Origin of the sequence: Streptomyces sp. ALB3, assembly GCF_044385685.1 — a bacterium.
Lineage (GTDB): Bacteria > Actinomycetota > Actinomycetes > Streptomycetales > Streptomycetaceae > Streptomyces.
The window spans coordinates 831014-842661 of sequence record NZ_JBISCE010000008.1; the positions used below are offsets into that span (position 1 = coordinate 831014).

The 11648-nt window shown below is 72.4% G+C and carries 9 protein-coding genes; 3 read left to right on the top strand and 6 right to left on the bottom strand.

The genetic code is table 11. From position 1 onward, the window contains the following. Nucleotides 1–65 precede the first annotated feature (65 nt). The 3 genes from ACHFIV_RS10455 to ACHFIV_RS10465 are packed head-to-tail and all read left to right on the top strand — an operon-like array spanning nt 66 to nt 2690. Nucleotides 66–635 carry a PadR family transcriptional regulator gene (locus ACHFIV_RS10455; RefSeq protein ID WP_398965902.1) on the top strand — a complete coding sequence of 190 codons (570 nt, stop codon included), beginning with the start codon at nt 66–68 and terminating at the stop codon, nt 633–635. Further along, nucleotides 632–1372, top strand: coding sequence for an ABC transporter ATP-binding protein (locus ACHFIV_RS10460; RefSeq protein ID WP_398965904.1), 741 nt, complete (start codon nt 632–634; stop codon nt 1370–1372). Before ACHFIV_RS10455 ends, ACHFIV_RS10460 begins: the two co-directional genes overlap by 4 nt. Next, nucleotides 1362–2690 (top strand): FtsX-like permease family protein, encoded by a 1329-nt coding sequence (locus ACHFIV_RS10465; RefSeq protein WP_398965907.1) that lies wholly within the window; start codon nt 1362–1364, stop codon nt 2688–2690. Before ACHFIV_RS10460 ends, ACHFIV_RS10465 begins: the two co-directional genes overlap by 11 nt. Here ACHFIV_RS10465 and ACHFIV_RS10470 read toward each other — a convergent pair. The 6 genes from ACHFIV_RS10470 to xylB all read right to left on the bottom strand — a co-directional run bounded on the left by ACHFIV_RS10470 (nt 2683) and on the right by xylB (nt 11419). Beyond that, nucleotides 2683–3879, bottom strand: coding sequence for a low temperature requirement protein A (locus ACHFIV_RS10470; protein WP_398965910.1), 1197 nt, complete (start codon nt 3877–3879; stop codon nt 2683–2685). The genes ACHFIV_RS10465 and ACHFIV_RS10470 overlap by 8 nt on opposite strands. Nucleotides 3880–4258: 379 nt before the next feature. Then, nucleotides 4259–6151, bottom strand: coding sequence for an ABC transporter ATP-binding protein (locus ACHFIV_RS10475; RefSeq protein ID WP_398965913.1), 1893 nt, complete (start codon nt 6149–6151; stop codon nt 4259–4261). 96 nt (nt 6152–6247) lie between these two features. Continuing rightward, nucleotides 6248–7615, bottom strand: a complete 1368-nt coding sequence (locus ACHFIV_RS10480) for a cytochrome P450 (protein WP_398965916.1) — start codon at nt 7613–7615, stop codon at nt 6248–6250. Nucleotides 7616–7765: 150 nt separating this feature from the next. Next, a complete protein-coding gene (locus ACHFIV_RS10485; RefSeq protein ID WP_398965919.1) occupies nt 7766–8590 on the bottom strand; it encodes a hypothetical protein in 825 nt (274 codons plus the stop codon). Continuing rightward, the gene (locus ACHFIV_RS10490) at nt 8590–9867 is read right to left on the bottom strand and encodes a VWA domain-containing protein (RefSeq protein ID WP_398965922.1); all 1278 of its coding nucleotides are present in this window, start codon (nt 9865–9867) and stop codon (nt 8590–8592) included. The genes ACHFIV_RS10485 and ACHFIV_RS10490 overlap by 1 nt, the downstream gene beginning before the upstream one ends. Nucleotides 9868–9937: 70 nt before the next feature. Next, nucleotides 9938–11419 (bottom strand): xylulokinase, encoded by a 1482-nt coding sequence (gene xylB, locus ACHFIV_RS10495; RefSeq protein ID WP_398965924.1) that lies wholly within the window; start codon nt 11417–11419, stop codon nt 9938–9940. Nucleotides 11420–11648: the final 229 nt, after the last annotated feature.

The following is an 11648-nucleotide window of genomic DNA, read 5'->3' on the forward strand; positions in this document are numbered from 1 at the left end:
GTGCGTCCAAGGGCTCCCTGGGTGACTATTCACTCAGTACATGTACTGAGGATATAGTGCGGCGCATGAGTACCCGTCATGTCCTCCTGGGGCTGCTCGCGGCCGGGCCCTGCCATGGCTACGACCTGAAGCGGCAGTACGACGCCCGCTTCCCGCAGGCCCGACCGCTCGCGTACGGGCAGGTCTACACGACGCTGCAACGCCTGGTACGCGACGGTCTGGCCGAGATCGACGGCACCGGCTCCGACGGCGGCCCGGAGCGCACCCTCTACCGCACGACGGACGACGGCTCGCACGAACTGGCCCGGTGGGCACAGGAGATCACCGCGCCCGCTCCCTTCGTCACGAACGAGATCTTCGCCAAGGTCGTGGTCTCGATCCTCGTCGCGGCAGCCGGCGCACGCATGGGCCAGGACGGGCCGGAGCCGGACGCCGCCGCACATCTCCGGGCCCAGCGCGCGGCGCACATGGAGCGGATGCGGGAGCTCACCGCACTCAAGACCGCACCGGACGCCGACCTCAGCACGGTGCTCGCCGCCGACTACGCCCTTGTCCATCTCGATGCCGACGTGCGGTGGATGACCACCACCACGGCCCGCATCGACACCCTCACCGCGGAGGTATCCGCAGCATGAGTCCATGGCAGGAACAGCGCCCCTCGGGGGCGAACGCGCTGATCTCGGCGCGCGACCTGAGGAAGTCGTACGGAAGGACCGAGGCGCTGCGCGGCGCGTCGGTCGACCTCCACCAGGGCGAGATCCTCGCCGTCACCGGTACGAGTGGCAGCGGAAAGTCCTCCCTGCTGCACTGCCTGGCGGGAATCGTCCGCCCCGATGAGGGAGCCGTCACCTACGCCGACGAGCGGCTGGACCGGCTGCCCGAGAAGCGGCTCAGTGAGCTGAGGCGCAGTGACTTCGGGGTGGTGTTCCAGTTCGGGCAGCTGATCCCCGAACTCAGCGCGCTCGACAACGTGGCCCTGCCGCTGCTGCTCGCCGGAAAACGCCGCAGGGAGGCGAACGAGAAGGCCGGGGAGTGGCTGGAGCGCTTCGGCGTCCGTGGGCAGTCGGACGTGCGTCCCGGCGAGATGAGCGGAGGTCAGGGCCAACGGGTCGCCCTGGCAAGGGCTCTGGTCACCGAGCCGAAGGCGGTCTTCGCGGACGAGCCGACGGGAGCCCTCGACTCGCTCTCGGGGGAACAGGTGATGACGGCTCTCGCGCACACCGCGAGGGAGTCCGGCACGGCGGTACTGCTCATCACCCATGACGCACAGGTCGCAGCCTACGCGGACCGCGAGGTGGCACTCAGGGACGGCGTGGTCCACCTGGATCCGGCCGGTACCGTCGGTCAGGAGGCCGTACGCCATGAGGGCTGACATCCGTATCGCCTGGATCCTCGCGCGCGGCTCGGAGCGCCGCGAGTGGTGGGGAATCTCGCTCACCCTCCTGGGGGCCCTGCTCGCCACGGGTTTCGCCCTCACGGCAGTGACGATCGCCGCCGTGCGGGGGCAGGTCTCGACCCCCTACGCACACGGCCTGCTGAACCAGCCCGGCCAGCGGGCCGGGGTGGTGCTCGCACTCGTGCTCCTGCTGATCCCCGTGCTGGGGTTCCTCGGTCAGTGCGCCCGTGTCGGCGCCGTGCACCGCCATCGGCGGATGGCCGGCATGCGGCTCGCCGGGGCGTCCCCCGTCCAGGTGCGGAGAGTCGCCGCCGCGGAGTCCGGAATCGTCTGCCTGGCCGGGTCGGCGGCCGGGTCCGCCACTTTCGCCGTGCTCCTCGCCGTGACGGGGCACACCCCGCGTCCGGCGGCCTGGGCGGCCTTCCTGGTGGTCGTGCTCACCGTTCCGGTGATCGCCGCGCTGGTGAGCGTGTTCGCGCTGCGCCACGTGGTCGCTTCGCCGCTTGCCCACGTGCGAAGGACGAACCCGGACCCGGGACGCCGGGCGGCGCTCGGATTCATGCTCGCGGCCGGTCTGATCGCCACGGCGGGACTGCTCTTCCTGTTCCCCGACGGCAAGGGCGTCGCGCCGTTCGTGTTGCTGGTCCTGGGCCTGGTGCTCCTCACCGGGGCGGGCGCGATCTGGGTGGCGGGGGCGTTCGCGGCGTTCATGGGCCGTCAGCTCACCCTCCGTGCGAAGAGCCCGACGGCGCTCATCGCCGCGAGCCGCCTCGCCCACGATCCGTGGGCGGCCTCGCGCACCCATGCCGCGCTGCTGCTGGTCACGGTCGTCGGCGTGGGCTTCGTGGGAGTGCGCGGCGTCCTGCTGACCTCGCTGGACGACAGCCTCCGGCCGGTGGACCCGGCCTTCTACACCACCGGCATCGACCTGGCCGCAGCCGCCGTGCTGGTCGCCCTGGCGCTCAGTCTCTGCGGCCTCGCCGTCGGCACCGCCGAGTCGCTGGCCACCCGCCGCAGGGGCCTGGCGGCGCAGGCCGCCGCCGGGGTGCCGTACACGGTCCTGGCCCGCGCCACGCTCCTGGAGACGGCGCTCCCTCTGGCGCCCGCGCTCCTGCTCGCGGGTGCCGGAGGGTCGGCGGTTTACCTGGCGTACGCCGCTATCGTGGGCGGGCCTGTGCCTCTGCTGCCGCTCCTCGTCCCCGTGGCCGTCTACGCCGCCTGTCTGCTGGCCGCGGCCACCTCACTGCCGCTCCTGCGGCGCGTGGCGAATCCGGCTGAGCTGCGGTTCACGTAGCGCCCTCCGCGAGATCCGCCCCGCCGCGTGCCCGCGCCGCCACCACCAGCGTCGCGGCGACGAGGGCGGCGGCGACGATGCCGGTGCCGAGGACCGGGACCGGCGTGAACGTCATCGCCAGGACGGCGAGCACGGCCACGGGGTGGATCAGGTCGTTGCGGCTGCGCAGTTCCTCCCTCCGGTGGTGGAGCAGCCACACCAAGGTGATGAAGACGGCCACGGGGACGGTGAACGTCGCGGCGGCGGCACGGTCGGAGAGATGGCCGTGGCCGGTGGTGTGGGCTACGCCGACCGCGAGTCCGGCTCCGACCGCGGCGGCCGAGGCGAAGACGGCGTAGTGGCCGTAGCCCCACAGGATCGCCGCCTTGAGACTGGTGAGCCGCCGGGGCGCGTTCTGCGAGAAGTACAGCCACCACAGGGCGAACACGGTCAGTACGCCGCCGACGACCAGGGTCGCGATGTCACCGAGCGCCGTCTCGTCGTCCAGGGCCGTACGGACGGCCGCGGTGGCCGCGGTGATGGTCTCGCCGAGGACGATGAGGGTGAACAGGCCGTACCGTTCGGCGATGTGATGCGGGTGCCAGGTCGTGTTGGCCGCGCTCTCCGCCCAGACGGGGACGGCGATCTCGGCCAGGACCAGGACGGCGAACAACGGCAGCCCCCAGTCGTCCGGCACGGCCAGGCGGGCGACCCAGCCCGCCTGCACGACCAGGATGCCGACCGCGTAGCGCACGCAGGAGCGCCGGCGTTCGGGGTCGGAGCGGGCGGCGCGCAGCCACTGGGTGACCATGGCGAGCCGCATGACGACGTAGCCCCAGGTGATGACGGTGAAGTCGTCGTGCTGGAGTGCCTCGGCGGCGCCGGCCGCCACGACGAGCGCACCGGTGATCTGGACCAGCGTGAGCAGCCGGTAGGGGACGTCGTCGGTGTCGTACGCCGAGGCGAACCAGGTGAAGTTCATCCACGCCCACCAGATCGCGAAGAAGACCATCGCGTAGCCGAGCACCCCGTGCCCGATGTGCCCCTCGACGAGTTCGTGCTCGAAGGCGACCGACGCCTGGGCCACGGCGGTGACGAAGCACAGGTCGAAGAACAGCTCGAGCGCGGTCGCCGTGCGGTGCTCCTCACCGGCGCGGCGGGCCGCCATCGGCCGGATCCAAGCACCGAAGGCGGATTGTGACTGACTCATGCGTACCCGGTTTCAGCGGTGGGAGGGGGAGTCCGGGCCCGGCCGGTCCCGAGGGCGGCTGAGCCTGCCGACACCGACTGTGCAGGCCGCGGCCGGGTCTGCCGGCCCGCAGGACACGGGTCACGTTACGAGCAGGCCGTGAACGAGCGCAACGCCGACAGGCCACCGCCCGGTGACCCGGACCCGGGCCGCGCACCTCGCCGGCGAGGAAAACCCCCGTGCGGCGGGCCGGCGCCTCGCCGCCGCGACGGACCGGAAGCCCCGCCCCGGGGTCGCCTCAGGGGTGGGCAGGAGTGGTCGCGGACGCGCGGACGCGGGCTCCTCCTCCGGGCGCCTGGGCGCACGGGCGGGAGCCCGCCTTCATGTCCTCGGCGCGCGGTCAGTGGACGGGCCGGGCCGCCTTCGCCGCTCCCGGCCGTCCGAACTGGGTGCGGTGCAGCTCCTCGTACCGGCCACCGGCGGCCAGCAACTCGTCGTGCGTACCCCGTTCGACGACCCTGCCCGCTTCGAGCACCAGGATCAGGTCCGCGGCCCTCACCGTCGACAGCCGATGGGCGATGACCACGGCCGTACGTCCCTCCAGGGCCTCGGCCAGCGCCTCCTGGACAGCGGCCTCCGAGGTGGAGTCCAGATGGGCGGTCGCTTCGTCCAGGATGACCACGCGCTGACGGGCCAGCAGCAGCCGGGCGATGGTCAGCCGCTGGCGTTCGCCGCCCGAGAGCCGGTAGCCGCGTTCGCCGACGACCGTGTCCAGCCCGTCGGGCAGTGAGGCCACCAGGCCGTCGAGACGGGAGCGGCGCAGCGCGTCCCAGATCTCCTCCTCGGTGGCCTCCGGCCGGGCGAGCAGCAGATTGGCACGCACCGACTCGTGGAAGAGGTGGCCGTCCTGGGTGACCATGCCGAGCGTCTCCCGGATCGAATCGGCCGTCAGGTCCCGTACGTCGACACCGTTGAGCCGTACGGCGCCGGCGTCGGTGTCGTACAGCCGGGGGAGCAGCTGCGCGATCGTCGACTTCCCGGCTCCCGAGGAGCCCACGAGTGCGACCATCCGGCCGGGTTCCGCCCTGAAGGAGACGTCGTGCAGTACCTCCACGCCGCCCGCCGAGTCGAGCGTGGCGACCTCTTCGAGAGAGGCGAGGGAGACCTTGTCGGCGGAGGGGTAGCCGAAGGAGACACCGTCGAACTCCACGGACACCGGCCCGTCCGGCACCCGGCGGGCGTCGGGCTTCTCGGCGATCAGCGGCTCCAGGTCGAGGATCTCGAAGACCCGCTCGAAGCTGACCAGTGCGCTCATCACCTCGACGCGCGCCCCTGCCAGCGCTGTCAGCGGTGCGTAGAGCCGGGTGAGGAGGAGGGCCAGTGCGACGACGGCTCCCGGCTCCAGGCTGCCGCGCAGCGCGTAGTAGCCACCGAGTCCGTAGACCAACGCGAGGGCCAGTGCCGACACGAGGGTGAGCGCCGTGATGAAGGTGGACTGCAGCATCGCCGTACGGATGCCGATGTCGCGGACCCGTCCCGCGCGGGCGGCGAATTCGGCGGACTCGTCGGCCGGACGGCCGAAGAGTTTGATGAGCGTCGCGCCCGGCGCCGAGAAGCGCTCGGTCATCTGGGTGCCCATGGTGGCGTTGTGGCCGGCGGCCTCCCGCTGGAGGTCCGCCATCCTGGAGCCCATCCTGCGGGCCGGGACGACGAACACCGGCAGCAGCACCAGGGCGAGCAGGGTGATCTGCCAGGAGATCGTGAGCATCACGACCAGGGTCAGCAGCAGGGTGACGAGGTTGGAGACCACCCCGGACAGTGTGTTGCTGAAGGCCCGCTGCGCACCGATCACGTCGTTGTTGAGCCGGCTGACCAGCGCTCCGGTCCTGGTACGGGTGAAGAAGGCGACCGGCATCCGCTGGACGTGGTCGAACACGGCGGTACGCAGATCGAGGATCAGCCCCTCGCCCAGCGTCGCCGACAGCCACCGCACGAGGAGCCCGAGCCCCGCCTCGGCCACGGCGATCAGCGCGATGAGCAGGGCCAGCCGTGCGACCGTCCCGGTCTCCTTGCCCCGCACGATCGCGTCGACGACGCTACCCGCCAGCACCGGTGTGGCCACCGCCAGCAGTGCGGTGACCACGCTGAGCAGCAGGAAGCGCAGGATCCGGCCCCGGTGCGGCCGGGCGAACGCCCCGATGCGGCGCAAGGTCGCCCGGGAGAAGGGCCGACGGTCCTTCTGCGCGTTGAGGGAGCTGTGCAGTGAATGCCACGCCGTGACTTCCATGTCCATGCGGTGCCTCCGGAGTAGATCGGTATGCAGAGCACGCTAGGACCTCAAGCAAACTTGAGGTCAAGTGTTCCCGTCCGGCTTCACCCGTCGGCGCGTTCAGCGCGCCCGTACGGTCGCCATGACGTCCCGGTCCGGCTGCAACGTCAGCGTCGGCACGGGTCCGATGGGGCCGGCGTCCACCTCCAGCTCGAAACGGCGCGCCAGGACGGCGAGGACCAGCACCGCCTCGACCATGGCGAACCGCGTGCCGAGACAGACCCGGGGGCCGCCGCCGAACGGATACCAGGCGTACTCGGGGATCTCGTCACCGTCCTCCGCGTCCCAGCGCTCCGGGCGGAACGCCCCGGGTTCCGGGAACCACCGCTCGTCCCGGTGCGTGACCCACTGGCTGCTCCACACCCGTGTCCCCTCCGGTACCGGGACACCGCCGATCCTGGCTCCCTCCTTGGCGACCCCGGTGACGAGCCAGATCGTCGGATACAGCCGCAGGGTCTCCTTCACCACCGCCTGCGCGTACGGCAGCCGTGCGTAGTCGTCGATGCCCGGCTCCCGGTCACCGAGGACCCGGTCCAGCTCCCCGGTGAGTGCCGCGAGCGCGTGCGGGGTGCGGGAGAGCAGGTACCAGGCCCATACGAGCGTCGAACTGGTCGTCTCGTGACCGCCGATGTACAGCGTGACCGTCTCGTCGCGGATCTCCTGGTCCGAGAGGCGGGCCCCGGTCTCGTCCACCGCGGTGAGCAGCCGGCTCAGCAGGTCGGGGCGCTCCCCGTCCCCGTCGCGATGGCGGGCGACCACGCGCGCGACCTCCGCGTCGATCACCGAGGCGGCCTTCTTGATCCTGCTCCGCCCGGGAGTCGGCACCCAGTCGGGAAGAACGGCGCCGAGGCCGCTGAACTCCTTGCCGATCTCCTGCTGGGCGATGTCCATGGCGCGGCCCATCGACTCGGCGTCGGCCGGTGTGTCCACGCCGAAGATGGTGCGGACGGCGATCTTCTGGGTGAGGGCCGCCATCTCCCGCTTGACGTCGACGCGTTCGCCCCCGGACCAGGTGTCGGCCAGCTCCACCGCGCAGGCGGTCATGGTGGACGCGTACGACCTCACCTGCCTGGGCCGCACCGAGGGCTGTACGAGTGACCGCTTGCGCCGCCAGTCACTGCCGCGCGCGACGACGACCCCGTTGCCCATGACCGTACGGAAGGCGATGCCCAGCAGGGGCTGGTCGAAGGTGCGTTCCGTCTCGGTGAGCAGTTCGCCGATGCACTCGGGGTCGGCGACGAACACGCAGTCGTTGCGGCCGAAGCGCCAGTGCACCATGTCCCCGTAACCGCGCAACCGTTCGAAGAACGCGAGGGGGTCCCTGCCGAACTGCGGCAGGCTCCCCAGCAGGGGAAGGCCCCTGGGTCCCTGGACGATCCGGTGGCCGCTCGGCTCGGCGTCGAGCGCCGCGCCGGTTTCCATGGACATGGGAACTCCCGTCATCTGCCTTACGCAGTAGGTGAGTTGCCGAGCCTAGCGGCAGCCGCCCAGGAGCGACGCGGGGATCTCGGGCGGCGGGGCCCGGATGGCCGAGGGCCGCGGGCCATGGCCCGCGGCCCTCGACGCCGTGCCACGCCCTCAGGCCCCCGGCGGCATCCTTGACGGGCGCCCGCCGCCGCGCGTCAGGGAGTAGCCGGACACCGCCGCCAGCGCGGCGAGCACCCCGCCGCCGACGGTCCACAGCCAGCGGTCCGTCCACCAGCCGGAGGACCAGCCGCCCTCGGGCTCGACGCCGGTCGTCCCTTCCCGCGCCTGGACGGCGGACGCGCCCGGCACCAGCGGCTCCGCGAGGGCGCCGTCCACGTCGTGGGCGCCGCCCTCGCCGGCCGAGGTCACCCGGGTCTCCACGTGGACCGGCAGACCCAGGTCCTCCTCGGCCAGGCCGACCACCGTCAGGCGTACGTAGTAGCTGCCGGGCAGGGGGTCGGACGCCCACGGCTCGGACCAGGCACGCACCGTACGCAGGACGCAGGACAGTTCGACGGCGGCCGCGTCCGGCGCGGCCTTCCTCGTCTGGTGGCCGTACACGCAGGCCTGCCGGCGGCGGAGACCGTCGTACACGTCGATCTGCCAGGTCGACGCACCGTGCCGCGCCGCGCTGTCCGGCAGGCTCACCTTCGCGCGGACGGTGGGACGCCGGCCAGCGTCGGCGGGGAAGACCCAGTACAGGTAGTCGCCGGTGGACGCGTCCGCGGTGGCCGTCCGGTCCTGCTGGATCTCCGTCGCGGTACGGAAGGTGGTGCCGGCCTCCGTGGGCCCCGGGGCCTCGTCGCCCCGCGCCGGGCCGGCGCTCGCGGACGGGCCGTCGGCGACGGCCGCTCCCGCCGGCATGAGAAGGGTGACCGCCGCCAGCAGCGCGCCCACACATCCGCGCGCCACGGTGTTCCTGCGGGGGGTACGCATCAGTTGGTCCTCCATACGGCGACGCGCCAGCGTGAGATCCAGCCGGACAGCAGGCCGGCGACCAGCCCGGTCAGCACCATGACACCCAGCAGCCACCAGCCACGCCCCAGCCCGAACGCGGCGGCGTCGGCGGCCTCGTCGGGAGCGGCCACCAGGTCGATGGTCAGCTCGACGGGCATACCGGGAGTGGTCTTCACGGACGTCGGCGCCGAGAAGGAGTTGCCGAGCTGAAGGCACACGGTCTCGGGGGCGGGCTTCACGTCGGTGTCGTCGGCGGCTTCCTCGTCGGGCTTCGGGTAGCGCAGCCCCGTGGAGACGGCGTCCGTGCGCCCCGTGCCGGACTCGTCACCCCGGACGATCTCCCGTCCGTGCGTGGTCAGGGCGCGCAGCAGTACCCCGTAGTCGTTGTTCACCGCGCGGTCCGCCGAGACGCTCACCGAGGCGCGCAGTTCCTGGCCGGGCAGGACGTCCACCCGGTACCAGCGGTGCTTGCCGGTCTCCTGGCGGTCCGTGTACAGCCCGGCCTTCAGCTCGGGAGCCGCGGAGCAACTGCCGGCGCCCTCGGTCGCCACGGGGGTGACGACGGGCTCGGCGGCGCGGTCCACCAGCTGTTTGACACGGCCCGAGAGTTCCTCGGTGTGCTGGACCGCCGTGTAGGTGCCGCCGGTCGCCTCCGCGATGCAGGTCAGCTGCTGCCTGATTTTGGCGTTCGGCACCAGGCCCAGGGTGTCGATGACCAGGTGGATTCCCCTGGCGGCGATGTCGCGCGCGACCTCGCAGGGGTCGAGCGGGCCACAGGTGTCCTCGCCGTCGGTGATCAGGACGATCCGCCGGGTGGCGTCCCCGCCCTCGAGGTCGTCGGCGGCACCGAGCAGAGCGGGGCCGATGGGGGTCCAGCCGGTCGGTGCCAGGGTGGCGACGGCGGTCTTGGCCTCGGTGCGGTCGAGCGGGCCGACCGGGTAGAGCTGCGCGGTGTCCTTGCAGCCGACCTTCCGGTCGTCTCCCGGGTAGTCGGCGCCGAGCGTGCGGATGCCGAGCTGTACCTCCTCGGGCACCGCGTCCAGGACGTCGTTGAAGGCCTGCTTGGCGGCGGATATCCGGGACTCGCCGTCGATGTCCCGGGTGCGCATGGAACCGCTGACGTCAAGGACGAGTTCGACCTTGGGCGCGTCGGTGGAGGGTTCGCCGGCGGCGGCCGGAAGGGCGGTCCCGAGCCCGGCGGCCAGGGTGGCGAGCAGGACGCACACCCCGGCCGTCAGCCGTTTTCTTGTGATCATCGCCGGATCCTATTGAAGATCCGCAGTCATCCCCAAACGCGTCGGACGCACGCGATCGCGGGGTACTCCCTCATCCGCCCAGCAGGGGCGCCGCCGCCCTGTCCAGCACCGAGCCGACGCGTTCCCAGGTCTCGGTGTCCCGTTCCGACGGCGGGAGTTCGGCGTCCTGCGCCTTCGCGTTCCACCGTGTGGCGATGGCGACAGGATCGCCCCCGCCAGCCGCGGAGGCGGCGAGTGCGGCCGCGCCGAGGGCGACCAGTTCGCCGCTGCCCGGCACGATCAGGGGCCGGCCGGAGAGCCTGCGCACGGTCTCCACCCAGGTGCGGCCCTGGGCGCCGCCACCGATCAGGCGCAGCGGCCGGCCGGCGACCTCGGGGTCGGCCGGATCGAGGCCGCACGCGCGCAGGAGTTCGTCGAGTGCCCGCAGCACGGTGAACGCCGCGCCCTCGTACGCGGCGCCCAGCAACTGCTGCGGCGTGGTGTCGTGCCGGAGACCGGTGAGCAGCCCCGCGGAGGTGGGCAGGTCCGGGGTGCGTTCGCCGTCGAGGTAGGGGAGGAGCACGGCCTCACCACCGGGCGTCGCGTCGTCGCGGTGCAGCCCCAGCAGGCCGGCCACCTTGTCGACGGCCAGCGTGCAGTTGAGGGTGCAGGCCAGCGGAAGGTACGTACCGTCGGCCGCGGCGAAGCCCGACAGGGCCGTCGACGCCGGGCGGGCCAGTGAGGCGGCGAACACCGTGCCGGACGTGCCGAGGCTCAGGACGGGATGGTCCAGCAGCCCCGCCCCGCCGAGGCCGAGCCCCACCGCGGCGCTCATGTTGTCCCCGGTGCCGGCCGCGACGGCGATCCCGGCCGGCAGGCCGAGCGACTCGGCCGCAGCCTCGGTCAGCGAGCCGATCCGGGTTCCGCCCGTGGCGGCGACCTCCGGCAGCATCGAGACGTCCAGACCGAGGAGGTCCAGGAGCTCCCGGTCGTACGCGCCCGTGGCGGTCGAGTACCAGCAGGTGCCGGACGCGTCTCCCGGGTCCGTCGCCGCGACCCCCGAGAGCCGCTCCGTGAGGAAGTCGTGGGGCAGGCGGACGGCGGCCGTCGCCTCGGCGTTCGCCGGGTCGTACTCGCGCAGCCACCGCCACTTCGTCGCGGTCATGGAGGCGACCGGCACCGTGCCGGTGCGCGCGGTCCACGCCTCGGGGCCGCCCAGCTCGGTGACGAGGGCCGCGGCCTGGGGCGCGGAGCGCGTGTCGTTCCAGAGGAGCGCGGGGCGCAGCGGACGGCCGGCCGCGTCGAGGGTGACCAGGCCGTGCTGCTGCCCCGCGACGGCGATGCCGGTGACGGAGGACGCGGAGAGGCCGGACTCCTTGAGCCCGGCAGCGACGGCATCGCACAGCGCCCGCCACCACACCTCGGGATCGGTCTCGCGCGCGCCGCCCTCACCTGTGACGACGTGCGGGGCGCGGCCGACGGCGAGGAGCTCGCCGGTCTCGGCGTCGGTGACTGCAGCCTTGGTGGACTGGGTGGAGCTGTCCACGCCGATGACGACGGTACGCGGCGGCATGGGCTACCTCTTCTCGTGCGATGTCCGGTGGTGCGGGTTTTGGGAGTGCGACAAACAAATTACGTGATCGGCGGCCTGCAGGCCAGGGGTCACCGTCGTTCAGTCGTCCGGGGGGTTACGTCCGCGCGGTGCCGTGTGCATAATTAATCATGTCAGTGAACAAATAGGCCCGGGTGCGGACGGCGACTCCGGGCTCCCGGCAGGCGAAGGCGGACACACCATGACGGAA

What these genes read in the sequence shown, in the direction of transcription:
- ACHFIV_RS10455 (WP_398965902.1), top strand. Translation starts at nt 66, where the DNA reads ATGAGTACCCGTCATGTCCTCCTGGGGCTGCTCGCGGCCGGGCCCTGC.
- ACHFIV_RS10460 (WP_398965904.1), top strand. Translation starts at nt 632, where the DNA reads ATGAGTCCATGGCAGGAACAGCGCCCCTCGGGGGCGAACGCGCTGATC.
- ACHFIV_RS10465 (WP_398965907.1), top strand. Translation starts at nt 1,362, where the DNA reads ATGAGGGCTGACATCCGTATCGCCTGGATCCTCGCGCGCGGCTCGGAG.
- ACHFIV_RS10470 (WP_398965910.1), bottom strand. Translation starts at nt 3,879, where the DNA reads ATGAGTCAGTCACAATCCGCCTTCGGTGCTTGGATCCGGCCGATGGCG.
- ACHFIV_RS10475 (WP_398965913.1), bottom strand. Translation starts at nt 6,151, where the DNA reads ATGGACATGGAAGTCACGGCGTGGCATTCACTGCACAGCTCCCTCAAC.
- ACHFIV_RS10480 (WP_398965916.1), bottom strand. Translation starts at nt 7,615, where the DNA reads ATGTCCATGGAAACCGGCGCGGCGCTCGACGCCGAGCCGAGCGGCCAC.
- ACHFIV_RS10485 (WP_398965919.1), bottom strand. Translation starts at nt 8,590, where the DNA reads ATGCGTACCCCCCGCAGGAACACCGTGGCGCGCGGATGTGTGGGCGCG.
- ACHFIV_RS10490 (WP_398965922.1), bottom strand. Translation starts at nt 9,867, where the DNA reads ATGATCACAAGAAAACGGCTGACGGCCGGGGTGTGCGTCCTGCTCGCC.
- xylB (WP_398965924.1), bottom strand. Translation starts at nt 11,419, where the DNA reads ATGCCGCCGCGTACCGTCGTCATCGGCGTGGACAGCTCCACCCAGTCC.